This is a genomic window from Sinobaca qinghaiensis (assembly GCF_003610495.1).
GTDB lineage: Bacteria > Bacillota > Bacilli > Bacillales > Marinococcaceae > Sinobaca > Sinobaca qinghaiensis.
This window is the reverse complement of record NZ_RAPK01000007.1, coordinates 97,642-123,751: the sequence shown is the minus strand read 5'-3', so window position 1 is coordinate 123,751 and position 26,110 is coordinate 97,642. Positions and strand designations below refer to the sequence as shown.

At 40.1% G+C, this 26,110-nt stretch carries 21 protein-coding genes, 1 tRNA gene and 1 pseudogene; 17 read left to right on the top strand and 6 right to left on the bottom strand.

Going from position 1 to position 26,110, the window contains the following annotated elements; genetic code table 11:
• Positions 1–250: 250 nt before the first annotated feature.
• From ATL39_RS04740 to ATL39_RS04730, 3 genes are read left to right on the top strand one after another with little or no spacing between them, the layout of a single operon-like run.
• On the top strand, positions 251–1,732 hold the full coding sequence (locus tag ATL39_RS04740; RefSeq protein ID WP_120192151.1) for a type I restriction-modification system subunit M: 1,482 nt from the start codon (positions 251–253) through the stop codon (positions 1,730–1,732).
• On the top strand, positions 1,725–2,885 hold the full coding sequence (locus ATL39_RS04735; RefSeq protein ID WP_120192150.1) for a restriction endonuclease subunit S: 1,161 nt from the start codon (positions 1,725–1,727) through the stop codon (positions 2,883–2,885). Before ATL39_RS04740 ends, ATL39_RS04735 begins: the two co-directional genes overlap by 8 nt.
• Positions 2,882–5,815 carry a type I restriction endonuclease subunit R gene (locus ATL39_RS04730; protein WP_120192149.1) on the top strand — a complete coding sequence of 978 codons (2,934 nt, stop codon included), beginning with the start codon at positions 2,882–2,884 and terminating at the stop codon, positions 5,813–5,815. The genes ATL39_RS04735 and ATL39_RS04730 overlap by 4 nt, the downstream gene beginning before the upstream one ends.
• 12 nt (positions 5,816–5,827) lie before the next feature.
• On the opposite strand, the gene ATL39_RS04725 is transcribed toward ATL39_RS04730, so the two are convergent.
• Entirely contained in the window at positions 5,828–6,583 is a 756-nt protein-coding gene (locus ATL39_RS04725) for a M48 family metallopeptidase (RefSeq protein ID WP_120192148.1), read from the bottom strand.
• Between the two features lie 208 nt (positions 6,584–6,791).
• Between ATL39_RS04725 and ATL39_RS04720 the strand changes: the two genes are divergently transcribed.
• Complete coding sequence (locus ATL39_RS04720; protein WP_120192147.1) at positions 6,792–7,361, top strand: DUF1643 domain-containing protein; 570 nt, start codon at positions 6,792–6,794, stop codon at positions 7,359–7,361.
• Between the two features lie 174 nt (positions 7,362–7,535).
• Here the strand turns inward: ATL39_RS04720 and ATL39_RS04715 are convergent, their stop codons facing one another.
• Positions 7,536–8,612 carry an FxLYD domain-containing protein gene (locus ATL39_RS04715; RefSeq protein ID WP_120192146.1) on the bottom strand — a complete coding sequence of 359 codons (1,077 nt, stop codon included), beginning with the start codon at positions 8,610–8,612 and terminating at the stop codon, positions 7,536–7,538.
• A 164-nt stretch (positions 8,613–8,776) separates the two neighbouring features.
• On the opposite strand from ATL39_RS04715, the gene ATL39_RS04710 reads away from it, so the two are divergent.
• The 6 genes from ATL39_RS04710 (at position 8,777) to ATL39_RS04685 (ending at position 15,288) form a co-directional block, all read left to right on the top strand.
• Positions 8,777–9,757, top strand: a complete 981-nt coding sequence (locus ATL39_RS04710; RefSeq protein WP_120192145.1) for an HNH endonuclease domain-containing protein — start codon at positions 8,777–8,779, stop codon at positions 9,755–9,757.
• A gap of 510 nt (positions 9,758–10,267) precedes the next feature.
• Positions 10,268–11,566, top strand: a complete 1,299-nt coding sequence (locus ATL39_RS04705; RefSeq protein WP_211326973.1) for a hypothetical protein — start codon at positions 10,268–10,270, stop codon at positions 11,564–11,566.
• Between the two features lie 247 nt (positions 11,567–11,813).
• The gene (locus tag ATL39_RS04700) at positions 11,814–12,218 is read left to right on the top strand and encodes a hypothetical protein (RefSeq protein ID WP_211326972.1); all 405 of its coding nucleotides are present in this window, start codon (positions 11,814–11,816) and stop codon (positions 12,216–12,218) included.
• A 523-nt stretch (positions 12,219–12,741) separates the two neighbouring features.
• Entirely contained in the window at positions 12,742–13,323 is a 582-nt protein-coding gene (locus tag ATL39_RS04695; protein WP_120192144.1) for a tyrosine-type recombinase/integrase, read from the top strand.
• 230 nt (positions 13,324–13,553) lie between these two features.
• Positions 13,554–14,423: a hypothetical protein gene (locus tag ATL39_RS04690; RefSeq protein WP_120192143.1), complete on the top strand. Its 870-nt coding sequence runs from the start codon at positions 13,554–13,556 to the stop codon at positions 14,421–14,423.
• 70 nt (positions 14,424–14,493) lie between these two features.
• Positions 14,494–15,288 (top strand): hypothetical protein, encoded by a 795-nt coding sequence (locus ATL39_RS04685; protein WP_120192142.1) that lies wholly within the window; start codon positions 14,494–14,496, stop codon positions 15,286–15,288.
• A gap of 55 nt (positions 15,289–15,343) precedes the next feature.
• Here the strand turns inward: ATL39_RS04685 and ATL39_RS04680 are convergent, their stop codons facing one another.
• On the bottom strand, positions 15,344–16,321 hold the full coding sequence (locus tag ATL39_RS04680; RefSeq protein ID WP_120192141.1) for a tyrosine-type recombinase/integrase: 978 nt from the start codon (positions 16,319–16,321) through the stop codon (positions 15,344–15,346).
• Between the two features lie 160 nt (positions 16,322–16,481).
• Positions 16,482–16,578, bottom strand: a tRNA-Sec gene (locus ATL39_RS17365).
• Positions 16,579–16,734: 156 nt separating this feature from the next.
• Between ATL39_RS17365 and selB the strand changes: the two genes are divergently transcribed.
• A complete protein-coding gene (selB, locus tag ATL39_RS04670) occupies positions 16,735–18,636 on the top strand; it encodes a selenocysteine-specific translation elongation factor (protein WP_120192139.1) in 1,902 nt (633 codons plus the stop codon).
• The gene (locus tag ATL39_RS04665; protein WP_120192138.1) at positions 18,633–19,691 is read left to right on the top strand and encodes a glycosyltransferase family 4 protein; all 1,059 of its coding nucleotides are present in this window, start codon (positions 18,633–18,635) and stop codon (positions 19,689–19,691) included. Before selB ends, ATL39_RS04665 begins: the two co-directional genes overlap by 4 nt.
• Positions 19,692–19,710: 19 nt before the next feature.
• On the opposite strand, the gene ATL39_RS04660 is transcribed toward ATL39_RS04665, so the two are convergent.
• Positions 19,711–20,601, bottom strand: a complete 891-nt coding sequence (locus ATL39_RS04660; protein ID WP_120192137.1) for a selenium metabolism-associated LysR family transcriptional regulator — start codon at positions 20,599–20,601, stop codon at positions 19,711–19,713.
• A gap of 124 nt (positions 20,602–20,725) precedes the next feature.
• Here ATL39_RS04660 and phnD point away from each other — a divergent pair, with 124 nt between their 5' ends.
• From phnD to phnC, 3 genes are read left to right on the top strand one after another with little or no spacing between them, the layout of a single operon-like run.
• Positions 20,726–21,646: a phosphate/phosphite/phosphonate ABC transporter substrate-binding protein gene (phnD, locus tag ATL39_RS04655; protein WP_120192136.1), complete on the top strand. Its 921-nt coding sequence runs from the start codon at positions 20,726–20,728 to the stop codon at positions 21,644–21,646.
• Between the two features lie 33 nt (positions 21,647–21,679).
• Positions 21,680–22,441, top strand: a complete 762-nt coding sequence (gene phnE / locus ATL39_RS04650; protein ID WP_120192135.1) for a phosphonate ABC transporter, permease protein PhnE — start codon at positions 21,680–21,682, stop codon at positions 22,439–22,441.
• A gap of 16 nt (positions 22,442–22,457) precedes the next feature.
• On the top strand, positions 22,458–23,231 hold the full coding sequence (phnC, locus tag ATL39_RS04645; RefSeq protein WP_120192134.1) for a phosphonate ABC transporter ATP-binding protein: 774 nt from the start codon (positions 22,458–22,460) through the stop codon (positions 23,229–23,231).
• An 18-nt stretch (positions 23,232–23,249) separates the two neighbouring features.
• On the opposite strand, the gene selD is transcribed toward phnC, so the two are convergent.
• Positions 23,250–24,302, bottom strand: coding sequence for a selenide, water dikinase SelD (selD, locus tag ATL39_RS04640; RefSeq protein ID WP_120192133.1), 1,053 nt, complete (start codon positions 24,300–24,302; stop codon positions 23,250–23,252).
• 152 nt (positions 24,303–24,454) lie between these two features.
• On the opposite strand from selD, the pseudogene ATL39_RS17675 reads away from it, so the two are divergent.
• Both ATL39_RS17675 and selA read left to right on the top strand, forming a co-directional pair.
• A pseudogene (locus tag ATL39_RS17675) lies at positions 24,455–24,649 on the top strand (Rdx family protein); the annotation flags it as partial.
• Positions 24,650–24,667: 18 nt separating this feature from the next.
• Positions 24,668–26,071, top strand: coding sequence for an L-seryl-tRNA(Sec) selenium transferase (gene selA, locus ATL39_RS04630; protein WP_120192131.1), 1,404 nt, complete (start codon positions 24,668–24,670; stop codon positions 26,069–26,071).
• The last annotated feature ends 39 nt before the right edge of the window (positions 26,072–26,110 follow it).

The window sequence follows — 26,110 nt, the reverse complement described above, 5'->3', positions numbered from 1 at the left end:
AGGTCTTATAGCATATTATCCAAAGGTTTTTCCCGCAACCCTCAAGTTTTTTATACTATTAATATACAATGAAATCTTAGATTAATAAAGATAAAATGTACAATTGCTATCCATCAAAGGATAATTTGTGGATACCAGTGTTTATGTTTACGGAATTAGGTATTTAAACTGTGGGTATGGATATAATAGGAAATTTGATATAGTTATAATAGATTTACAAAAAGTAAATGATCCAAGCGAGGGGAAATAAATGAGTAAATTAACATTACAACAACTAGAAGCACACTTATGGGAGTCAGCGAACATACTAAGAGGAAGCATTGATTCCTCTGATTATAAAAATTACATATTCGGACTGCTGTTTTTGAAACGACTAAATGATGTATTTGTTGAGAAAGCAGAGAAAGTTGAAAGAGAAGAAGGGGATGACTACGCATGGCGTGACCCCGATGAACACCAGTTTTTCGTATCCGAACGAGCCCGTTGGAAGCACATTCAGGGAACCACTCAGGACATTGGAGATATGATCAATAAAGCGTTTGAATCGTTGGAGGAAGAAAACCCATCTCTACAGGGCGTATTGGCTAGTATCGATTTTAACGATAAAGAAAAGCTGCCTGACAGTCTGCTTTTACAATTAGTACAGCATTTTACAGCAATTGATTTACGTAATGATAATTTATCCGAGCCCGATATGTTAGGTAGGGCTTATGAGTATTTGATCAAACAGTTTGCCGATGATGCCGGGAAAAAAGGCGGGGAGTTCTATACCCCTAGTAAAGTGGTGGAACTCATAGTTAATCTAATTAAACCAGAAGAAGGAATGCGCATCAGTGATCCTACGGTTGGATCAGGGGGAATGCTCATTCAATCTGCTGACTATATTAAGTCTATCGGAGGGAACCCGCGAAACCTTACCTTGCATGGGCAGGAGCGTAACTTAAGTACATGGGCGATCTGTAAAATGAATTTACTCTTACATGGAATGAGCGACCACCGTATAGAAAAAGGCGATACTATCCGCAATCCGAAATTGTTGGAAGACGGGGAACTGATTCTGTATGATCGCGTAATCGCAAATCCTCCATTTAGTTTAAGCAGCTGGGGAAGAGAAGAAGCTGAAAGCGACCAGTACGGGCGTTTTCGATTTGGTATGCCTCCAAAAGATAAAGGTGATTTAGCATTCGTGCAGCATATGGTGTCGACGCTGAATCAGAATGGAAAAGCGGGAGTAGTGATGCCACACGGGATTCTTTTCCGTGGGGGAGTAGAAGGGAAAATACGCCAGGGGCTACTGGAAGAAGATGCAGTAGAAGCAGTTATAGGCTTACCCTCTAAATTATTCTATGGTACAGGCATTCCGGCAAGTATCCTGTTATTAAACCGAAACAAAGAAGAGAAAAACAAAGAAAAAGTGTTCTTTATTCACGGAGCTGATGATTACCAAGAAGGAAAAAACCAAAACATGCTACGGGATCAGGATATCGAAAAGATTGTATCTGCCTATGATAAGGGAGAAGAATTAGAGAAATACTGCCGTTCTGTGCCGTTAGCTGAAATTAAAGAAAACGACTACAATTTAAATATTGCCCGATATATCGATACAACAGAGGAAGTAGAGCAAATTGATGTAGCGCAAGCAATAGCCGAACTTCGTGCATTAGAAGAAGAAAGAAATCAAGTGGATGACAAAATGTACGAGTATTTGAAGGAGTTGGGGTATAGTGAGTGAATGGAGAAAGGTTCAATTAGGAGAAGTACTTAAAATAACAAGTGGAAAGTCAAAGCCGCTGAAAAACCTTCAACCTTATTCTAAAAAGAATCCTTATCCAGTCTATGGTGGTAATGGAATCAACGGTTATACTAACGAATTTCTTATCGAAAAAGAAGCTATTGTTATCGGGCGTGTAGGTGAATACTGTGGAGTTGTACATAAAACTAAAGGCCCATCATGGGTGACTGATAATGCACTATTTTCTAAAGAATTTATTATCAAAACTGATCTGAAGTTCATCTCATATTTACTTAAATATCATGATTTAGGTAAATTAAGAAGTCAATCTGGACAACCACTAGTTTCTCAAAAGCCAATATACAATTATGAAATCAACTTACCTTTGTTAAATGAACAAAAAAAAATCGCAGCAATCCTCACTTCAGTCGATAACGCCATTGAAAAAACAGAAGCGATCATTAAGCAGGCAGAAAAAGTGAAAAAAGGATTAATGCAACAGCTTCTTACAAAAGGAATTGGACATACGAAGTTTAAGCAAACGGAAATCGGTGAGATTCCTAAGGAATGGGAATTTGTAAAATTGGGAGATATCACCACTCTAACAATGGGACAATCGCCTAAAGGTGATTCTTATAATAATATAGGTGTAGGCATCCCCTTATTGAACGGTCCTACAGAGTTTGGAAAGGTTAATCCTAAAGTAATTCAATGGACAAATAAGCCAACGAAAATTTGTAAAGAAAGCGATATTTTATTAACAGTTAGAGGGAGCTCGACTGGTAGAATGAATGTAGCAGACAAAGAATACTGTATAGGTCGTGGTTTAGCAGCTATTACTGCCCTTAGAGGGATAACAGACCAAAATTTTATAATGTATCATATTCAAAAGCTTGCAACTACTATACTATCCCAATCTACTGGTTCAACATTTCCTAATATAGATAAACAAAGATTGTCAAACTTGTTTATACCACTGCCAAAATTAAAAGAACAAATAAAAATAGCAAATATTCTTTATACAGCTGATAACAAAATTAAAATAGAAGGCAATAAACTTTTACAACTTCAAAATCTTAAAAAATCCCTTATGCAAGTTCTTCTCACTGGCAAAGTCCGGGTCAAAGTCAATGAATTGGAGGCAGTTAAATGACCTCAACGTCGAAATGGAATGAAAAACAGCTGGTTGAAAATAGATTAATTGAACAACTGGAGGGAATGGGCTATGAGTATCTTCATGGCTCTTCTTTGGATGCAGAACGGGAAACCAGGAATGACGTGATCCTTCGAGATCGTTTAACTAGGACATTGAAACGTTTGAACCCCTGGATGGATGAAAATAATACGCAGAAGGTGCTGCGTTCCCTTCTTTACATAGAGGCAACGAGCGTGATGGAAGCTAATGAGAAATTTCATCACATGCTTGTGAATTACATATCCGTGCAGCAGGATCTCGGAAAAGGGAAGAAAAATCAAACGGTCAAACTGATTGACTTTGACTATCTTGAAAATAATGAATATCTAGTAGTAGATCAGTTCAGCATTACAAGCCCACAAGGGACGATCCGCCCTGATCTGATAGTTTTTGTGAATGGCCTTCCTCTAGTTATTATCGAATGCAAAAGTCCGCTGCTTAACGGTAGTGAACAGATCGGTCAGGGGATCAAGCAGCTAATCCGCTACCAGGACGAGCAGGAGCGGCTTTTTCACTATAATCAATTTATGGTTGTTGCCAGTAATGACCGCGCCAGGGCAGGCACAATTGGAGCCCAGGCGAAGCACTATGGTCTTTGGAAAGACCCGTATCCTCTTACAGCTCCCAAAATTGGGGACAGCCCTTCCCCACAGGATATTTTAACAGCGGGGATGCTTTCCAAAGAGAACCTGCTCGACCTTGTGCAAAATTTCATCGTGTATGAGCCAGAGGGGGGACGAGTGATTAAGAAGCTCGCCCGGTACCAGCAGTTTCGTGCCGTGCGAAAAGCGATTGATCGGATTCTGTATGCCAAATCTCCTGAAGACCGTGGCGGGGTTGTATGGCATACGCAGGGCAGCGGAAAGTCGTTATCAATGCTGTATCTGGCCGTGAAGCTTCGTCGCCTGGAAGCGCTCAAAAACCCGACTATTGTACTGGTGACAGATCGGAAAGACCTGGATATTCAAATAACCGCTACATTTCGCCGCTGTGGGTTTCCGAATCCCCAGCAGGCAGCAGGCGTCAAGCAATTAAAGGGGCTTCTTTCCCAGGGTCCGGGTTCTACTATTATGACGCTTGTCCAGAAGTTTCAGGAAGATAAAGAAACAAGCACTTATCCCGAACTTTCAACTTCCGAAAATATTTTTGTGATGGTCGATGAAAGTCACCGCAGCCAGTACAAAGGGTTAGCGATGAACATGCGGACCGCGATGCCGAATGCCTGTTACCTCGGGTTTACAGGAACACCGATTGATAAAGAAGACAAAAGCACCACCGCTACCTTTGGACCGTATATTGACAAATACACGATTGAACAAGCTGTGGATGACGGAGCGACCGTGCCGATCTTTTATGAAGCCCGTTTATCGAATCTGCATGTGCACGGCGAAACCCTGGATCAATTGTTTAATCGAAAATTTCGGGAGTATGATGACGAAACCCGGGAAGAGATCAAGAAAAAGTATGCAAACGAGCAGGCGATCATCGCTTCTCCCAAAAGGATAGAGCAAATTGCTTTGGATATTATTGAACACTACCAAACACATATTAAGCCGAACGGCTTTAAAGCACAGATTGTGGCGATCTCCCGGGAAGCCGCAATTATGTACAAAGAAAAATTAGATGAACTTAGTGACTACGAATCCGCTGTGATTATATCAGGCGGGCATAATGATGAGCCGGGAATGAAGAAGCACCAATTAGCTCCCGATGAGGAAAAAAAGCAGATTGAGAAATTCAAAGAGCCTTTTTCCGAAAGCAGCTTGGCGTTTATTATTGTTTGCGACAAGTTGTTAACAGGATTTGATGCGCCGATCGAACAGGTCATGTATTTGGACAAACCGATTAAGGAACATAACCTGCTTCAGGCCATCGCACGAACAAATCGAACGTATGCAAAGAAGGATTACGGCTTAATCGTTGATTATTACGGCGTGTCCCGCTTTCTGGAACAAGCGCTTGGCATTTTTACTAAAAGTGACATTCAGGGAGCACTGAAACCAATTGACAGCGAGATACCACGGCTGCAGTCCCGTCACCGTGTGGCAATGAACTACTTTAATTATATTAATCAAAGCAATGCAGAGGCGTGTGTACAGGCGCTGGAGCCGGAAGATGTGAGAAATGAATTTGAAACAGCCTTCAAGCGTTTTTCCGAAAGTATGGATATGGTAATGCCAAATCCGAAAGCGCAGCCGTACGTGGAGAATCTCAAGTTTCTCGGAAAGATTCGCCAGCTGGCTAAGTCCCGGTACCGCGAAGAAGGAATGGACATTACCGAATGCGGGGAAAAGGTGCGCCAATTAATCGCTGATCATCTATATGCTTCTTCTGTGGAAGTGCTGCATGATCCGATCGATATTTTATCAAATAAGTTCGAACAGAAAATCGAACAGGCGGAGAGTGAGGAAGCAAAAGCGTCTGAAATGGAACATGCGCTTCGCCACGAGATCAAAATAAAGATGGAAGAGAATCCTGTGTACTATTCCTCCTTAAAAGAAAAGCTGGAAGAACTGATCAGCTCCAGGCGGGCGAATCAGATGGAAATTATTGATCTGGTGGACTCGCTGCGCGAAATGGTTCAAGACATGCGGGAAAAGACGCAGAAAGGCGAGGAGCATGGGTTTACCCGCGAACAGTTTCCTTTTTTTCAGTTACTTAAACAAGAGCTCGCGGAAGAGAACAAGGAAGAGATAAAAGACCTCACGTTTATTGTCACGGGTATTGTACAATCCAAACTAGTGATTGAGTGGACGAAGAAAGAGGATGTAAAGCGCGAGATGAGAAGTGAAATAAAGAAAAAGCTCCGACAGAAAATAGAGCATCCGAAACTCGAAGCTGTAGCCCAGCAGCTGATGGATTTAGCAGCCGTACACTTTAAGAAGTAACGCGAAAAGCCCTTACGTAACGACGTGAGGGCTTTCGTGTGCTATAGACAATTTAGGACCGTTGACGCGGAGCCATTCTTTACTCTGGTCATAATCAGGGATAATCGATCGTACGAACCGCCAAAAATCTTTGGAGTGATTGGGGTACTTGAGGTGCGCTAGTTCGTGAACCAACAGATAGTCTACAATGGGAAGAGGGGCCATCATAATTCTCCAATTGACATAAATATCCCCATTAGACGTACACGTCCCCCAGCGTCTTTTCTGTTCTTTCAATTTCACACTCTCCGGCGCAATGTTCATCTTTTCTGAGTATATCTTCAGCCTTTGTGGTAACTTTTTTTCTCCTTGCTTGAGATACCACTTTTTAAAAGCGGTCGAGAGGGCATCATTTTTCTCTTCTTCCGAAAAACGAGCCGGAACGTTAGCTATGAATCTCCCTCGATAAAAGACGAGGTGAGCCTTATCGATGTTTGTATGTCTATATACTTTCAGTCGGTAGTTTCTTCCCAAATAACTAAACTTTTCGCCGCTGACAAATTCCTTCGGAGCGGGTTTATCAGCAATTTCATCAAATGCCTTCCATTTGGACAAAATCCACGGGGCTTTTTGATGAAGCAGGTGCTGTAGCTGCTGCTCTTTTATATCATGCGGAGCGGTCACTTTCACTCCGTCAAGCCATTCTACAGCTATGGAAACATCTTTACTGTCAAAGCTATAGTCAAGCTGATAGTCTATCGTTGTTTTCCCGTACATGAAGCAGGGCATTGCGGAGCCACCTCTTTCTGTATTCATTGTAGCTCGTCTGATTATCAAGTTCAATTGAAAGCTGAATACTAGTATAAAGGGAGAAAGCACAGAAAACATGCAGAGGAAGACCTATTCTAGCGATAAATTTAGTTAACTTCTTTTGGTAAATAGACGAAAAAGAGAGTAGGAAGAATCTTTTTTTTAAAAATATTAGGAGTGAGTGCAGATGGAAAAAATAAGATTGGTCGAGCGTTGCGATATAAGTGAGGACGGTCTTTATCGATATGGGCTTGAAGTTCGAATTGCCCCACAGAACGGGTATGTAAAAAAACTTGTAGTTATTCAAAAAAATCCCTCAACGGCAGACGAACATACAACAGATGCCACGGTCAGAAGAGTAGAGAATTGGGCAAGAGATAAAGGATTTACCACGGTGAGTTACTTAAATTTATTTGCATTTCGCTCCACAAAACCAGAGGTGTTGAACGAATATGAGTATAATGAAATTGTTGGCGAAAGAAATAATCAAGTGCTGGAGAAAGAAATCAAACAAAGCGATACCGTTATCATTGGCTGGGGCAATCCCAGTAACATAAAAAAAGCTTATTATAATAAAAGATCCAAAGAGGTGCACGACCTTGTGATGAAAACTTGCGGAAAGATATGTGTAGTAGGGGAGATAACCAAAGATGGATATCCAAGGCATGGATTGTTGTGGCGGGATCAATGGGTCGTTTCTATCATCGAGGACAGCAGTGTGTTTGCTTATATGAAGACGAAACTTTTTAAAGGATAGTGGGAGAGGGCTAGTTATAAAAGAAACTCATATAGAGTTAGCTGCAAGGTCTGCTTATTTTTTGGAAGGATAGCATATTAGTTATTATATGAATTTTTCTAAAAAAAAAGCTTTCTACAGATTTGTAAAAAGCTAAATACTAATTCTGGTTTTAGAATTTTATTTTATATAAGTTTAATAATCAAAAGTGTCTGCATAAGCGCTATTTTCAACGCTATCTATTTTTTCAATTTGCTCTTTTGGTAAATCTTCTCCAGATATTTCAAATCCACTTGTTTGATTTGGCTGTAATGTAGTATCACCAGAAGTAGAATCTAAACCCAGAAAGTTACCGTTTTCATCTCTAAAAACACTGTAAACAGTATGATTATATAAGGGAGTTTCTGATTGATTTGTTATTTCTCCTAAAATATGAACATAGCTTTCATCCCAACTATCTGTTTTTGCCTCAAAATGATCGTTCTCTACTTTCAACTCTTCAGTAGAAGAATAAGAAGCATAGGGAGTTAGATTTAGTTCAGTATTTTTTAAGTCTTTAACACCACTTGTGACATCAGAATAACTTATATATCCTTTTTCACCAGGTTCGATAACTGTAGGAAATACTTCTATACTAGAATCGGTTACCATAGAAACATTGTCATCGTTATCGTACCAAGTAATACTGACACTTGAAATATCTAAAGGTTCTGATCCATTGTTTTTTAATTCAGCGAAATAAACAGTTTCATCGGAATCAACGAAAAATTCTGCTTCAGTATTGAAAAAAACTTCATTTTCAATAGTAATATCTTTAGAGTAATCTGCATTACTTTCTAGGTCTTCATCATAAATGGTAACTACTCCATTATTGTAATTTATTACTTCAACCTTTGAACCATCAATGGCCGGAATTTCCATTCCCGTATTTACTCCTAAATATTCGCCAGTAACTTTAACGTCGTCTCCTATCATAAGTGTTTCATTAGCAGAATGAGTAATATCATAAGCTTCTTCTCCATTTGCATCAGTAATGATTGTATACTGTGTATCACCATATAATTCTCCAGGAGCAGTGCCCCCTTCAGCATATGTTATTTGACCTTCAACTGTAACGATATCTCCTTCTTTAGAAGACTCTGAGAATCCTTGTGGATCTTCAGATGTTTCTGCACTTTTTGCTTTAGGAATTTCTTTAGAGCTTTCTTCACTGCATGCCGTAAGGCTTATTACAATAACTGATATAAATCCAAATTGCATTAATTTATTCAAAATTGCTCCTCCTTCATTATAGTATTTATATAATACTACTAAGTCTTAAGGAGTGCTACTTATTTCTTATTTAAATGTAACGAAATGTTTTAAATTCAACTATTTATTTTAAGGTTCTTACGTATTGAATTGATTAAAACTAATAAATGAAAAGAGTTGTTAATGTGGATACCTACATTAAAGATTGGCATAATATTATTTTAAATTGCAGCTTCGACAATACCTATAAAATGGTATGGGCTAAATCATTAGTAGAGTTAGCAGTAAACTCTCAAGAAAAAAATGATAAGGTTACTTTTAATTTTCGTGAGATAAGTGAGCTTTGTTTGAAATATTATTGGAATCAAACTATATATTTCAATCTAATACAAGGCTCCAACATAAAAAAACCACCTGAAATATTAACTTATGTAAAAGAACTTATTGGAGATTACATAACTAAAACAGGTAAAACTCAACCTATACGATTTGAAAAGCTGAATTTAACGGCTTTGGAATTAGAAAGTAAATATGAAAAAGTAATTAATAAAATATCGAATACTTTAAAAAGCGATGTATGTTGGCGTTTTAAAAATTTAGCCGGAATTACATATGAACTTTATGATTTAGATCGTGATAAAAAAACGGTAACTTTTAATAAAGAAGATATTCTTAATATAAAAGAGCAAAGCGATTTCTTGTTTTCCTTCATTAACTATAAATGGACACAAATGCTGGAAAGTTTTAATTTTAGTCCGAAAATATCCCAAAAAGTAAGAGGGATAGATGAAGGTAAGGTTAAACGATCTCCACTTAAGAAATACCATGAATATCTTGATCTAATGTGCAGCAATGGCAAAAGAATATGTTTCTATTGCAATAAAGAAATAAACGAAACAGATTTGTCTATTGATCATGTTATACCTTGGTCTTTTATGTTTTCTGATGATATATGGAATTTAGTTTACTGCCATAAAAACGAAAATTCAGAGAAGTCGAATCGTTTACCAAGCGAGAATGATATTAACAGATTAGAGGAGCGTAACATAAGACTGATGAAACTTATGGAAAACTCAGATTTCCATAAAAATAAAAATTTTGATCAATTACAATTAGCTAATGAAAAAAATTATGTTAGGTCATTTTGGATTTCTTGTAAATATTAAATGAAATTTGAGAGGTGAATAAAAAGTGGATGTCTTAGCATTTAGAATATGAAGATTGATAAGTTTGGTTGAATATACTCGGGGACAAGCTTGCTTGTTTTCGAGTATATTGCCCAAAACTCGGTGTGCGCAGGTTGACCTTTAGGTCAAATGCGACAACGAGTTGCGGGAGTGAGCAGTAGGCTTTAGCCTGCTGCAAATAATATATATTTTATACTAAAAATATTGATAAAAAAACGCTTCCATGTTATAATAAGATATAGCAATAGTATATAGTTGCTATATCTTTAACTTTGTTTAAGGGGAGTTGCTTGAAACCCTTGATAAACAAGGGTTTTTAAGTTTGATTTGCACTTTTTTATCTTTGTTTTTGCATTGATGAATTACATGCGTAATTAAAAATTCCCGTGAAAGAAAAATTTAAGAGAAAGCTGGTGATAGTTCTTTATTAGATTTTGTGTAACATTTTTAATATTTAAAAATAAAAAGAATAGGAGCAATTAATGAAAAATGAAAGAAGTAAATATTATCGATTCAATAATGGGAAGCGGTAAAACCTCATGGGCAAAACAATATATGAATAAGTATAAAGATTTTCAGAATTTTATATATGTGACTCCATACTTAGATGAAATTGAAAACAACGTGTTATTAGACTGTCCTTTTTTAACTCAACCCTGTTCTAAAAAAGGAAAGGGAAGTAAGTTAAAAGACTTTAAAAATTTAATTAAAGAAGGCAAAAGTGTTATAACTACTCACGCATTATTTGGATTATTTGATAAAGAAGTCATAGAATTAATAGAAAATTCAGATTACATAATTATAATTGATGAAGTTGCAAATGTAATAGAACAGATAAATCAAATATCAAAAGACGATATAAAACACATGTTAGATTCTAAATTAATTGAAATTGAGGAGGGGAATAATAAAGTTCATTGGCTAGTAAATGATTATAAAGGGGTTTTTCAAAGTAAATACATAAATATAAAAGAGCAAGCTGAACAAGGAAATATTTATTCATATAATAAAGAAATATTGTTTTGGACTTTTCCAGATAAAGTCTTTAAAATATTTAAAGAAGTTTACATATTGACTTACTTATTTGACGGGCAAATACAAAGATACTATTATGACATGTTCAATATTAGCTATAAATATTATAGTATCAAAAAGGTAGATGAGATTTACGAGCTTGATGAGTACAATCCCTTGAAAGAAAATCGTGGTAAATATAAAGAGATACTCAATATATACATAGGAGAATCAAACAGAAATTACACTTCTAATAAGTTAACTGGTTATGAATTATCGGTTACGTGGTTTTCAAAAGCAAATAAAGAACAGCTTAATCGTTTGAAGAAAAATACATATACTTATTTTCGAAAACATGGTAAATCAGATGATAATTTATGGACTACTATAAAAGACATGAGAACAAAATTACAAGGTAAGGGGTACACAAAAGGATTTATACCATGGAATACTAGAGCTACAAATAATTATCAAGAAAAACACAATCTAGCATTTCTACTTAATATATATATGAATCCTATCGAAAAAAGGTTCTTTGAAAATGCTGGTGTCAAAGTGAATCAAGATTTATTAGCCGTTAGTAGTTTACTACAATGGATTTGGAGAAGCAATATAAGGAAGGAAAACGCAACACAAGTGAATCTTTATATACCAAGTTTGAGAATGAGAACATTACTTTACCAATGGCTTGATCACAAAGAAGTTAAATTCGGAATGGAAAATGTGTATGTTGTATATTATGAAGCCGAACAAAGAAACAAAGTCTTCAACTAGTTAGGTAAAAAGTTAATTATTGTTTACTACATAGAAAATCATAATAAGGTCTACATAATCAGTGTAGACCTTATTATGATTTTAAAATATAAATAATACTTCAGATAATCATTTTTGATAATATGTTAAAATTAAGATTACTTTATTTATATAGAAAAATTTTCAAGAGTAGTGTACTAAACGGAGGTCTTTACTTGACGTGTTACCAGTAAGAATGAACCATAATTTAACTATGGGAGACGAGTTATTGAAAAAAACAGGTACAGGAAATCTGTTTATGGTGTTTGGAGAGCCAGATATTGAAATTAATGAAGATAAAACAGATAAAATAAAAGTAGAAATAAATGGTTTAGATGTGCATGATCCTACAACTGGCCAAATAAGGAGTAATTCTACTTCAGATATTGCTTGTTGGTTTATAGACACTGACTATAATGGTGAAAGTTTTATAGTTAGGCAAGCTTACTTTACAGGAACAAAAGATCCTTACAAAAAATTAATGAAGACACTAAAATCAGATATAAGTGAAGAAGCTTGGGAATCCTTGTATTCTACTTCAAGTATGCCGTTTAATAAGCCGAGTACTGGAAAAATCAGTGTGAAAGTAATCAATCATTATGGTGATGAAGTAATGCAAATATACAAAGTATGATTTGATTTAATTTTAAGTTTTATAAAACTATAATAGAAGTGATCTTAAATTTAGAACTTAGATATTATTTAATATGAAGGGTATTTTTGCCATAGAATGTTTATAGAGTAAGATAAATAGTATTTTATGTTTAATAAAGAAAACATTGAAAGATTAATTAATGTTTTCAAAAAGTAGGCCAATACATTAGTATTGGCTTACTTTCGTTTGATAAAAGACATATTTTATCTTTAATTGAAATTATTATGTTAAAAGTACTCTTTTACTCACAGAACTCTGTTAAATAGTGTCTCGTATGATAATAGAGATAAAGTTGTTATTAAAGGCATTTTCACGTACGAGGTTAATATTTTCTATTAATTTATACAAATGTTTATAAGATGAATGTAACAATATTAGTATTATGTTACTTTCATTTTGTTATAAATAAGCACTTTAACTCTATTTGATGCTAAAATAAGAATAAGTGATATTATGTTACATTCAAAACATTGATTTTGTTGACTTCTGAGAGGAGAGCAAAATGACTAATAAGCAAAAACTAAATAAAAAAGAGGAAATAAAAGATGTTCAACCTATTCGTACTCTAGCTCAAATTGAAGATATGAAATGGGCTTTAAAAAGACATTGTTCTGAGAGAGATTACATTATGTTTTTATTGGGGATTAACACTGGGTTAAGAATAAGTGATTTATTAAATTTAAAAGTTCAAGATATAAAATCTAAAAAAAGAATAGTTATAAGAGAAGGAAAGACAAAAAAACCCCGTACGATCTATCTTACTAATATTTATGATGAACTAAATAATTATTTAGATACCTTAAATAACTCTTCTTGGGTATTTCCAAGTAGAAAAGGCGATAATGCAATAAGTAGAATACAAGCACATCGGCAATTGAAGAAAGGCGCAGATATGGCTGACATTCCATATGGTATATCGACACATACAATGAGAAAAACATTTGGTTATTTTTATTATAAACAAACTAAAGATATAGCTTCTTTACAAACAATACTAAATCATGCACATCCTAAGGTGACATTAAGATATATTGGAATAGTGGAGGAAGATATTGAAAATAGCATGAATAACTTTGCGTTATAATAAAATGTAATAGCGAGTTTATTATACTGGGGGTAGGTTATCACCTTTTTAAACGGGATTGAGTATGAGTTAGACCATAGCACTTACACTCCCGCACTTTACCCCTTTTTGTGGACAGAAAAGCTAGCTGATTAGTTAGTCTAATAGAGAAGTATTAAATTAGTATTGTTAAAGTATACAAGCCTTAATAATAAACTAATTAACGAATTTTATTAGAGTGGAGGCTTAATATGACAAGGAGTATGATACCTGGCGCTAGTGATTATGGTGGACAATCATTGGAGGAATTAATAGATGACTTAACAGACTGGCAAGATAATATCAAAGAGGTACTTAAAATATTCACAGAAAATATAGATGAACTAGAGAGTAATGGATACTGGGAAAAAGTTGATTATGATTTTAAATCTAGTTGTCTTTTTTTAAAAAGGGATTTCATTAGCTCTTTAAAAGATATTGAAGAGATACTTACAGGGATAGATAGAGAAATAAAAGATTATCATGTTAGATTAGCTAATCAAAGAGGGATTTATGCTAAAGAAAACCATAGGCATCATAGAAAGGTTTGGAAAGCAAGTTTTAGAGAATATGACGGAAGTGAAAATTTCAATAAATTAGAAGTTTTATATACTGAAGGTTCTGATATGACCGTAAACATGATAGATTTATGTAACTTATCTTATAGACTTCAAGATTTTGTAGGGAGAACTAACAATGAAACATCGCTAACTCCCTCTTATATAACCCATTTTAATGCGCCTGTTCAAGGATATATGCAAAATATCAGCAGTGAAAGTTCACAACAAAATAATAACAATTCTTCAAAAGATAATGAAGAGATTTATCAATTGAAAATAATTTTGGAAGAACTTAAACAATTAATAAATGAAAATAAAAATGAAGAATTTGTAGAAATGCGTGAGAATATTCTAGACCTTGAAAACGAAATCAATAAAGATCAATTTAAAAAGAACAGAATAAAAAGTTTTGGCAAATCATTAATTGATGATATGCAAAAATTTAATACAATGAATGCTTTCTCTATAAATTTAAATTCAACTATTGAGCAATTTATTAAAGTTATTGAGAGATTAGGTTGAATTTATTTTTTTCTTACTGCCAATTTATTATTTTAGCTAAATTAATTAGAAGTTTCTAAGGAGAATTAAAATGCCAGATGTTATTGTAAACTCTTTAGCATTACTATCATGGAGTGGAATACTATTATGGGTTGCGTATTATTTATTTAAAAAGTGGACTAACACAAAAATTGAAAATCACTTTAATGAAAAACTTGAAAGTTATAAAAAAGAGCTAGATAACGAAAGAGAGAACCATAAAAACATACTTAGACGAATAGAAAATGAGCAATTACTAGATCACAAGAGGAAATTACAAGATTTTTCATACTACTCTTCTCAAAGACAACAAATTTACATAGCGTTATATAATAAAATTTTAGTATGTTCAAGTCGAGTTTATAGTTTAATCGGATTAACGAAATCTATTAATTTATCTATGATGAGTAAAGAAGAATTAGACGAATTTATGAGATCAAATAATTACTCAGATCAGGATAAAAATAAAATAGATCAGTTATATAAGCAAAATAGAAAAATGGAGCTATTTCAAGAAATCTCAGATATTGAAGAAAAACTTTCTTATTTGAGAGTCGAACGAGCTTTATCAGATTTAAAAAATTACCTTGTATATAATGAACTATTTATCAAAGATAAGTTATTTCAAGAAATTAATTACCTTTATAATAAATTTAGTAATTTTAAGAGTTATGTAGAGAATATTAGAAATATACCCCCGGAACGAATCGGTGATCCAGGGGAAGTTGCTGATAGTTACGAAAAGAGGGTAAGTCAGTATCAAAAAGAATGCGAAGAGTCTGTATCAAAAATAAAAGAAATGCTGAAAAAGGATTTAAGTATCGGTGATTATAAGAAAAAGGAGTGAATTATTAACTTTTATTGTTCCCTTATCATAGTTTTTATAGCCAAAATGAGCTTTTTTATAATTTTGCTAAAGGTGAAAATTTATTATGTTGATTTATAACATCGTTATTATTCATTTGTATATACTTTCGGCACATAGCCATACTAGAGTGACCTAAAATACGTTGGAGGCTAAAGACATCTCCTCCATTTAATACATATAGTAAAGCACCAGTATGCCTGAAAGTATGAGGGGACACACGTTTGTTTGTTATACCAGCTACCTTTCCCAATTCTTGTAGGTTTTTCCTAACTGTATTATCAGATAGTTTTTTACCTTCATAGGTTAAGAAAAGAAATTCGGAATCAAAGTCTGCTATCTCTTTCTTATATTCATTTAAAATATCAATCGCTTTTACGGACAGAGGAACAAGACGAGCTTTCTTAGTTTTCGTATTGATGCTTTCTAATAGAATAGTACCTGCTTTTAGATCAACATTGTTTTTCTTAATATTGATTAACTCAGAACAACGAATCATGGTATCTAATAAAGTAAAGATAATAGCTAAATCTCTAAATCCTTTAAAGGTAGAAGTGTTTACACTATTTATTAATGATTTAATCTCGGTCATTGTGAAGGATTCAATAGTGTCTTCTTTAGTTTTAACCACTTTAAATCTATCGTGTATAGGCTCTGTGATCCAACCTTCTAAGAAGCAATATCTCACAAAGGCTCTTAAAGTTCTAATGCGTACATTAGCTGTTACAGGGGACAATCTCTTTGTATTAAGCATGTAGTCTGTAAATTGCCTAAAAAGGTCTAAAGTGACTTGTTCGCTGGGAATATCTTTTCCTATAAAGTCTACAAGATATTGAATGTGTTTATGGTAATCACGTAATGTAATTTCAGTTAATCCTTCCGCTTCTTTCGTTACCATAAACTTATTGAACATAGATAGTAAGGTTAATTCTTTTGATGAAGTAGGTACGTAATGCGAATAGGTAGAACTAGTATGATTGTACTTACGCAAAGTCTTTTTCTTTTTTTGTTCCATAACAAAAACCTCCTATAGCGTATATAGAAGGTTGCGGAAAGGATAATTATACAGATCAACCCCAGAGGTCTCACAAAAAGGTCTCCAGAGGTTTAGCCGTATATAGCCATTAGACCTCGTGATAGATCGTATGAGCAAAATATGCTGTATCCTATATGTATGGCGGGACTGTGTGGGAATCGAACCCACCGGAGACGGCACGCGCCTCCCTGAAGGTTTTGAAGACCTCGGCAAGCACCAGCTACACAACCAGCCCCATCTGTTTTATGGTGCACTTCGCTATTCTACTATTCCGTTACGGGAATTACAACTATTTAACATGCCGGCCGGACTTGTTTTATTTGATTGGGGAGCCGCCGGGATAGTAAGATAGAACAGTAGAAAAGCGCCGGACGAGAGAGGCAGGGACCAGCATGGCAAAACGAATGCTTACAGTAGGAATGGCCGGGCATATTGACCACGGCAAAACGACATTAACCAAAGCTTTAACCAATATAGATACCGATCGGCTGAAAGAAGAAAAAGACCGCAGTATCTCCATCGAACCAGGATTTGCCCCGCTTACGCTGCGGGAAGATATGGATGTCTCTATTATTGATGTCCCCGGACATGAACGCTTCATCCGTCAGATGATTGCCGGAGTGGCGGGAATTGATGGAGTGATCCTAACCGTAGCCGCAGATGAAGGCGTTATGCCCCAGACAAAAGAGCATTTGGAAATATTAACGCTTCTCGGCATTCCGGGAAGCGTCATTGCGGTAACGAAGGCGGATAAGGTGGACGAAGAACTGCTTGAACTTGCGGGAGAGGACATCCGCGATGAAGTGCAGGGAACGCCCTTTGCTGAGGCAGAAATGGTCTTTATAGACAGCTTGAGCGGGCGTGGTCTGGAGGAGTTGAAACAGCAGCTGATTCAGATGCTGGAAAAAGTACCGGACCGCGATCCGCGGGGAGCCTTCCGTCTGCCGATTGACAATGTGTTCAGCGTACACGGCCAGGGAACGGTCGTGCGGGGCACGGTATACGAAGGAAGTGTAGCCGAAGGAGAAACGCTGCAGCTGCTTCCGCAGCAGACCTATGTGAAAGTACGCCAGCTGCAGATTCATCATGAACCGGTAAAGTCGGGAAGTGCCGGCCAGAGACTTGCACTTAATATCAGCGGCGTCTCGAAGCAGGATGTACATCGTGGTGATGTGCTTGTGGCGGCCCAGCATTATACAACCACAGACAGGCTTGATGTAGTGCTTTATGGGGCGACAGCGGCGGCTTATGCCGTAAAACAGCGCGGCTACGTCATGCTTCACCTTGGTACAGCTGAAGTGTACGGTAAAATTATCTTTTTTGACCGCAATACGCTGGAGCCGGGATTTGATGAGGTCATCTGCCAGCTGGAACTTGAAGAAAAAGTAGTCACGAAAAGAGGCGATGCTTTTATTCTGCGCCGTCCATCTCCGGCTGAAACGTTTGCAGGCGGATGGGTAATTCAGGCACAGGCGGAAAAGCACCGCTTTGGTACGGATACCGTGAGTGCACTTGAAAAAATGATGGAGGATACACCGGAAGAACAGCTAATGGAAGCCATACGAAAAAATGTATGGCTCAGCAAGGAAGAAGGTGCCCTCTATACGGGCCGCCCGGAAGAGGAGGTAGAGCAGCTGATCCATCAGGGTCTGGAGAATGGCACGCTTGTATCGATGGGGAAAAAGAAAGTTACCTCTGTTCAGGAGCAGCAGAAGACGCTTGCCGTTATTAAAGAACAGCTGCAGCAATTTCATGAAGCTCACTCTCTGCGCTCCGGTCAAAATCGACAGGAGTTAATCCAATCACACGTCCAGCGTGGGATTCCAAAAGAATTCGCTGCGCAGTTGATACAGCAGGCGCTTGATCAGCGAGAAATTGTATCCCATCAGCAGTTTATCGCCCTGGCGGAGTTTTCACCGACAGCTCCAAAAGGCTGGGAACGCAGAATAGAAAACCTCCAGGAACAATGGCAAAAAGACGGACTGCAGGTAAAAGCATGGAATGAATACATGGAAGCAGCCGGCCTGCCGGAAGAAGTAGGCAGGGAATTGAAGTGGTCTTTACTGGAAAGAAACCGGGCAGTGAAAATGGATGATACTCATATTTGGCCGGCGGAAGTTTTTAAAGACAAGGCCCTTTCTTTAAAGAAAACCTTTCCGGAATCCTTCACGTTTCAACAAGCCAAGGAAATTCTGCCGCTCAGCCGCAAATTTATGGTGCCATATCTTGAAGCGCTTGATGCTTCCGGATGGACAAAGCGTAAAGACGATGTGAGGGAGTGGCTGGAGCAATGACTACCCTTCCAAACGTCCTGTTTTTGACGCCTTATTACCAATCCAGACGCGGCAATGCCACAACGGCACGGAGACTCGAAGCTTCCATGAAAAGAATAGGCCAGCCTTTTACTTTGTTTGCATATGAAGAAGAACCGGAAGCAGAAGGCCTTTCTAAGCTGGCAGAGGCTGATGTGGTTCACGCCCTTCATATCCGCCGTACGTACGAATGGCTCCAGCAGGCTGAGACAGCTTTGCAGATGCCCTATGTACTAACGAGTGGGGGAACGGATATTAATGTAGATATCCAACAAAAGCAGAAGGCAGCTGATCTGGAAGCTTTTGTCCGGCAGGCGGATCGGATTTCGGTTTTCAGCCGTGATGGCGTAAAAAAGCTTGATCAGGCTTATCCGGAACTAAGCCGTCACATTAGTATCGTTCCCCAGGGAGTCGATCCTGCGGCGGCTGTCCATAATAATGAGCTTTCAGGTTGGCTGCAGGCCCACAGCGGAACGCCGAACATTCTAATCCCAGCGGGACTGAGAAGTGTGAAAGATGTGCTCTTTGGTTTAAAAGTACTAGAGGCATTGAGAGCTCGTTTTCCTTCCATTCAATTTATGATTGTGGGTGAAGCGATGGAAGAAACCGTAAAGCAGGAAGTCGTTCAGGCTGCTGCAGCAAGAAGCTGGATGCATTATCATGAAGGTGTGGAAATGGAATTAATGCCAGCATTCTATGAGTGGGCGGATGTAGTTATTAATACATCCCTGTCAGAAGGCCAGCCGATGGCGGTTTTGGAAGCCATGATGCATCACATTCCTGTCCTTGCCAGACGTAACGGAGGAAATGAAAGTGTGATCCAGAATGGAAAGAACGGCCTGCTGTTTGGCGATGAGCGGACGTTTCACGAGCAGCTCGAACAGCTTCTCGACAACCCGGAGCTGAAAAAAAAGCTCACCGTTCAGGCGAAATCAGACGTGCTTGAACGTCATTCCAGCGACAAAGAAGCCCGGCAGTATCAGAATATATATAAAGAAATCTGTCATGCCGGCAAAGAGAAAGACAGCTCCGTTTAGGAACTGTCTTTTCTTCTGCCTATTGTGATGAAATAACCGGTGCCTGAAAGGTACGGGCGAGCTCAGAAAAAGCATGAATCATCGGCTCCTCTGCACGTTCAGTGAGCATAGACAGATGGAGGTGGCGGAATCCGGGAAGGCGGCCTTTATTCACACAGCCTCTGGATACAGCAGAAGCCAGGGCGTATTCGGAAATAATCCCATAGCCTATCCCTGCCTGAACGAGCGAAAGCACGCTTTCTGTGTTTGGCACGACAGCGGCTGTTTCCAGGTCAAGCAGGGACCCGCCCCACTGCTGCAGACTCTGTTCCGCAGCCAGATAGGTACCGGAGCCTTTTTTCCGCTTAATAAATGGCTGGCAGCTGATATCGGCAAAAGATTCTGCCGGTCCGGGGGAAGCATCCGGCGGTCCGATAAGGACCAGATGATCCTTCCAGAGAGGAACCGTATGAACTTCCGGGTGATGAAAGGCCTGACCGATAATTGCGGCATCCACCTCCCGCTGCAGAAGCAGATCGGTGATCGTGCTGGAGTCATCCACCTGGAGGTAAAATTTAGTCCGTGGAAACTGCTCATGACAGCTCGCGCAGAGCCCCGGCAGGAAATAGGTGCCGGGCGTTGTGCTGGCTCCAAGTTTTAACGTCTCGGTATAAGGCGAGCTGTTCTTGTTAAACTGGCTGCGGAGCCTGGCCCAGTCCTGAAGCCACTGTCCGGCCTGAGCGTATAAAGCCTCTCCCTCATCTGTAAGGGTGAGGGTTTTTCGTTCTATTAATAATACATGAAGCTCGCGTTCTAAGTGCTGTAAATACTTTGTTACGGTAGACTGGGATATATCGAGCTCGCGGGCAGCAAGAGAAAAACTGCGCGCTCTTGCGAGAACGACAAATACGTGAAGCCATTTTTCATTCATAGGGCATCCTCCATAGGGGCGTTTGTCTTTACTTTTATCATAATCAATGATAGCTTATTAACGCAATCACATTCGAAATCTGCATAATTCTTATTACATATTGGAAAATGGGGGAGAAAAGAAAATGAAAAAATGGCTGACAGCAGTATCCGCAGGAAGCGTACTCGTACTTGGCGCGTGCGGCGGCGGAGAAGAAGAATCACAGGGAGGCGGAGAAGGCGGAGAAACTCAGGATACGCTTGAAGTAGCGGTTATCCCGGCACAGTCATCAGGTGAAATGGAAAGCGGCGTGCAAAGCCTGGAAGACACCTTAAATGAAAGCCTCGATCAGGAAGTTTCAGTAGAAACCTACCCAAACTACAACGCCGTGGTGGAAGCATTAAACTACGGTGAGCTTGATCTTGCCTATTTAGGGCCGCTTACCTACGTAATCGCTCATGAAGAAAGCGGAGCGGAAGCGATATTAACTCAGGAAATTGATGGAGAGCCGTACTATTATTCCTACATTATTACACACGTGGACCAGCCCTGGGAAACTTTAGATGAGATGCTCGAAGACAGCGGGGAAGTTGATTTTGCTTTTGGCAGCATTTCCTCTACGTCCGGGTCGCTTATTCCCGGCCTGGAGCTTAGAGAACGCGGAGCGTTTGAGTCAGAACAGGAAAATGAATTTGCTTCTGTGCGTTATACGGGATCCCACGATGTGACGGCTCAGGTCGTTCAGTCGCAGGACGTTGACGCCGGTGCTATCGACAGCGCCATCTACAACGAACTGGTGGAGGAAGGCGCTATTGATGAAAGCCAAATCCGCACCATTTGGGAATCAGATCAATTGTATCAGTATCCTTGGGCCGTGCCGGAGGATATGGATGATGAGTTAAAAGCAGACATCCAGGAAGCTTTCATAAATATTGAAGACGAGGAAATACTCAATGTGTTCGGCGGCGCTTCTTCTTTTGTAGAAACCGACCACAGCAACTACGAGTCCATTACGCAGGCAGCCGAAGACTTTGGCATGCTGAATATGGATGCGATTGAGGACTAGCACGTCTGCTTTAGAGAAAAAGGGGTTCGTTAAATGATTTGGTTTCGAAAAAGGCTGATTATCTACACTGTCATTTTAATTATTGCCACGTGGTGGGCGATGGGAAAAACAGAATTCGAATGGGAAAACTTTGCGAACTTCAGTAAGGCATTTTCTTTTATCGGCGACCGTTTTCTTCCATTGGACTGGAGCATTCTCCCGTCCTTGTTTGATCCTATGCTCGTCACGCTGGCGATTGCTTTTTTAGGTACATTTTTTGCTCTGCTGGTGGCCCTGCCGCTGGCATTCGCTTCCGCAAAAAATACAAGCAGCAATCCATTGTTATATTATATTAACCGCTTTTTTCTTTCCGGTCTTCGTTCCGTGCCGGAAATCGTATTCGGCCTTATTTTTGTCGTTGTATTGGGACTGGGACCGTTCCCGGCCGTCTTTGCTATCTTTCTTCATAATATCGGCGTGCTCGGAAAGTTAATTTCGGAGCTGATTGAGGCCTCGGATAGAGGACCGCAGGAAGCAATGGAATCAGTCGGATCAACAAGGAAAGTCGGCAACCTGTTTGCGATTATCCCGCAGATCTGGCCCAATATTCTATCACAGTATTTTTACCGTTTTGAAGTCGCTATCCGCACCTCGCTCGTCCTCGGTTTTATCGGAGGCGGCGGGATCGGCCAGCGCCTGATTAATGATTTTGAAAGCTTTAATTACCCGGCCGTCGGAGTGGAAGTGTTATGCATCATGGCTATGGTTATCCTGGTTGACCTGTTTGGTGCCTTTGTTCGTAAACGCGTAATTTAGAGAGGAGATGATCAGCATGATTGAATTAAAAGATGTTTCTGTTCAATACGATAAAAGCGGGGAGCCCGCACTTAAAAAGCTGAATCTCTCTTTAGAGCGCGGAGAATTTGTCAGCGTGCTCGGACCAAGCGGCGCCGGGAAATCAACGATGATCCGGACGATTAATGCGCTTCAGCCTGCTACAGGGGGAGACGTCCTGATTGACGGGAAATCCCTTGCCGGCTTTTCACGCCGGGAGCAGCGGCAGTGGCGCAGCCGTGCCGGAATGATCTTTCAGCATTTTCATCTTATTCCAAGGCTTACGGTAAAACAAAATGTGCTGTCCGGCTTATTTGGAAAAAAAGATCCCTGGTCAAACCTGGGCGGCTTTTTCTCGGCGGCTGAAAAAAAACAGGCGGCTGTTGTGATTGAGCAGGTCGGCCTGCAAGGCATGGAAGACCGCAAAATTGAACAGCTGAGCGGCGGCCAGAAGCAGCGTGTCGGAGTGGCGCGTGCCCTGATTCAGGATCCTGACGTATTTTTAGGAGATGAACCGGTGGCCAGTCTCGACCCCGGCACCTCACGCTCTATTTTTTCTCTCATAGAAGAAGTGCATAAGCGAAACAATCTGGTCACGATGATTAACGTGCATGACATTGATCTTGCTAAAATGTATTCTGACCGGATTATTGGACTGTCTGAAGGAGAGGTCGTGTATGACGGCCCTCCCAGCCGGCTGAATGATACTGTAATTGAACGAATTTATGGAAAAAATATGATGGCAGATAAAAAGACGCAGACCGTTAGATAACGGCCTGCGTTTTTTGTATTAATCAATTTCCAGGTAGTAATCGGATTTTTCTTCTACTTCACCAATAATGGCTGCTTCCATAATACCGGCTGCATGAAGGTCTTTCACATAGCTTTCTGCCTGTTCCGGGGAAAGGGCAGCAAGCAGGCCTCCTGAAGTGATCGAGTCACAAAGAATCTGCTGCGTAACGGCTGTAATGCCATCTGCGCGGTGTATATGATCGAGCAGATAGGATTCATTGGATTTGGAACCGCCGGGGATAATGCCTTTTTCCGCCAGTTCGTAAGTTCCTTCCAGAAGCGGGATGTCGTTCGAATGAAAACGGAACGTCACTTCGCTTGCGGATGCCATCTCATAAGAGTGGCCGAGCAGACCGAATCCGGTAACATCCGTGACGGCGCAGGGATCATAGGCATGCAGTGCTTCAGCGGCTTCTTTGTTTAAAGATGCCATAACTTTCGTCACTGCTGCTTCCTGTTCCTTTGTAACGGCCTGTCTTTTAATACCGGTCGTCATAATGCCGACGCCAAGCGGTTTGGTGAGCACAAGAACATCACCGGGCTTCGCGCCTTTGTTTGCCCAGAATTTCTCCGGGTGCACAATACCGGTAGCGGCAAGACCGAATTTAGGCTCGTCGTCATCAATTGAGTGCCCGCCGACTATTGTAGCGCCGGACTCTCTGACTTTATCGGCAGCCCCTTTCATAATGCCTGCAAGTACATGATCAGGCAGTTTTTTGATAGGGAAGCCAACAATATTCAGCACTGTCTTCGGCGTGCCTCCCATTGCATAAATATCGCTCAGGGCGTTTGCGGCAGCGATTTGTCCGAACTCGTAAGGATCATCGACGATCGGTGTGAAGTAGTCAACAGACTGGACGAGAGCAATGTCATCGGTCAACTTGTAGACTCCTCCATCATCTGATGTGTCAGTTCCAACGAGAAGAGCAGGATCAGGGGCGGTTTTTGGTATATGACGCAATACTTGCGCCAGGTCCTCAGGACCTATTTTGCAGCCTCAACCAGCTTTCGAGGAAAGCGTCGTCAGGCGGATTTCTTCTTCTTTATTCATTCTTGAACCCTCCTTTTTTCTACTTTATCAGTATAAGCGCTCTATTTGCGAGAACACAAACCATACACTACAATAATAATAGATAAAAGCAAAGGAGTGGGTCTCCGATGAAAATTATGATCGAATTCTGTATGCAGTGAAACTTTTCCCCAAAGGCCGTGAGTCTCACGGACGCCATATATAAAGCCTATGGAGGAGCCATTAAAGAAGTACAGCTGGTCACGTCCTCCGGCGGTGTGTTTGAAGTATACGTAAATGACGAAAAAGTGCATTCCAAGAAAGAAACGCGGAAATTTCCAAACGAAGAGCAGTTAATCGAAAAACTGAGAGGCTATGGGCCCTCATAAATTAAAGGGGTCACTATCATGCCGGATGCAAGAAATATTCCTTCCGTTCATGCCGTGCTTCAGGATGAACAAATACGTCTTCTAATAGATGAAACAAACGACGAACGGACTGTAACAAATATTGTCCGGGCCGAAACGGATAACCTCCGCCGCGCCGTACTGGACGGAATGGCGCTCGAATCAAAGAAAAAAGCTGAAGAAATCATTATTGAACACGCCGGGCAGCAGGTTCGGCGCTTTTTTTCGGAGCGGCTGCACAGCGTTATTAACGCGACGGGAACGATTCTCCATACGAACCTTGGGCGTGCCCCTTTAGGCCCGGACGCTGTAAAAAAAGTTGTTGAGGCCGCTTCCGGATACTCCAATCTGGAATATAACGTGGAAGCGGGGAGCCGCGGATCGAGGCACGATATTCTCGAAGACCTTCTCTGCGAAGTGACCGGAGCGGAAGCAGCCATGGCGGTAAATAACAACGCAGCTGCCGTATATCTGGTGCTTCGTGCCCTGACGGCGGAAAAAGAGGTTATAGTATCCCGGGGAGAGCTCGTAGAAATCGGCGGGTCGTTCCGGGTTTCATCTATAATGGAAGAAAGCGGTGCAGTGCTTAAAGAAGTGGGCACCACAAATAAAACCCACCCGTATGACTACGAGGATGCGGTAAACGAGCAGACGGCCATGCTGATGAAAGTGCATACGAGCAATTTTAAGATGCAGGGGTTCACAAGCAGCGTTTCTACAAAAGAGATAAGCCGGATAGGGAAAAGCCGCGGTGTGCTCGTTTACGAAGATCTTGGAAGCGGGGCGTTATATGATTTCCGTATTCATGGAATAGGCGAGGAGCCGACCGTAAAAGAAGCACTCGAAGCAGGGGCTGATCTCGTATCCTTCTCCGGCGATAAGCTGCTCGGCGGACCGCAGGCGGGTATTATTGCCGGGCGGAAAGATTTAATCGACCGTCTGAAAAAACATCAGCTTGCCCGGGTGCTCCGCTGCGATAAAATGACGCTGGCCGCACTTGAAGCAACCATCAAGGCCTATCTTCCCGGCGGAACAGGGACGGAGGATATTCCTGCCGTGCACATGCTGCTGATGGAAAAAGAAGAGCTTGAGGCAAAGGCAGATTTATTTTTAACGGAATGCCGGCTTCAGGAATGGACGCTCAGCAAAGCGGATGATTTTTCCAAAGTGGGGGGCGGGACGATGCCGGAAGTGATGCTTCCAACGATGGTTGTTCGTCTTAATACAGTGACTATAACAGCAGAGCAGGCAGCACGGGCTCTGCGGATGAAGCAGGGACGACCGGTTATTGCCCGGGTGCATAAAGAGCAGCTTCTGTTTGATATGCGCACCCTGAAGGATGCCGACATTACCGAAATCACCGCCTTCCTGATGGAACTGGAAAAAGAAGGGTTAGACGTTTAGAAAACGGGTACCGTTAAGTGTAACCGGATTAATTTTTTC

Bases quoted from the DNA above. Each gene is read 5' to 3' on its own strand.
- ATL39_RS04695 (WP_120192144.1), top strand. From the start codon at position 12,742: ATGACTAATAAGCAAAAACTAAATAAAAAAGAGGAAATAAAAGATGTT.
- selB (WP_120192139.1), top strand. From the start codon at position 16,735: ATGGCAAAACGAATGCTTACAGTAGGAATGGCCGGGCATATTGACCAC.
- selA (WP_120192131.1), top strand. From the start codon at position 24,668: ATGCCGGATGCAAGAAATATTCCTTCCGTTCATGCCGTGCTTCAGGAT.
- ATL39_RS04685 (WP_120192142.1), top strand. From the start codon at position 14,494: ATGCCAGATGTTATTGTAAACTCTTTAGCATTACTATCATGGAGTGGA.
- phnE (WP_120192135.1), top strand. From the start codon at position 21,680: ATGATTTGGTTTCGAAAAAGGCTGATTATCTACACTGTCATTTTAATT.
- ATL39_RS04730 (WP_120192149.1), top strand. From the start codon at position 2,882: ATGACCTCAACGTCGAAATGGAATGAAAAACAGCTGGTTGAAAATAGA.
- phnC (WP_120192134.1), top strand. From the start codon at position 22,458: ATGATTGAATTAAAAGATGTTTCTGTTCAATACGATAAAAGCGGGGAG.
- phnD (WP_120192136.1), top strand. From the start codon at position 20,726: ATGAAAAAATGGCTGACAGCAGTATCCGCAGGAAGCGTACTCGTACTT.
- ATL39_RS04665 (WP_120192138.1), top strand. From the start codon at position 18,633: ATGACTACCCTTCCAAACGTCCTGTTTTTGACGCCTTATTACCAATCC.
- ATL39_RS04740 (WP_120192151.1), top strand. From the start codon at position 251: ATGAGTAAATTAACATTACAACAACTAGAAGCACACTTATGGGAGTCA.
- ATL39_RS04705 (WP_211326973.1), top strand. From the start codon at position 10,268: ATGAAAGAAGTAAATATTATCGATTCAATAATGGGAAGCGGTAAAACC.
- ATL39_RS04725 (WP_120192148.1), bottom strand. From the start codon at position 6,583: ATGCCCTGCTTCATGTACGGGAAAACAACGATAGACTATCAGCTTGAC.
- ATL39_RS04720 (WP_120192147.1), top strand. From the start codon at position 6,792: ATGGAAAAAATAAGATTGGTCGAGCGTTGCGATATAAGTGAGGACGGT.
- ATL39_RS04680 (WP_120192141.1), bottom strand. From the start codon at position 16,321: ATGGAACAAAAAAAGAAAAAGACTTTGCGTAAGTACAATCATACTAGT.
- ATL39_RS04690 (WP_120192143.1), top strand. From the start codon at position 13,554: ATGACAAGGAGTATGATACCTGGCGCTAGTGATTATGGTGGACAATCA.
- ATL39_RS04660 (WP_120192137.1), bottom strand. From the start codon at position 20,601: ATGAATGAAAAATGGCTTCACGTATTTGTCGTTCTCGCAAGAGCGCGC.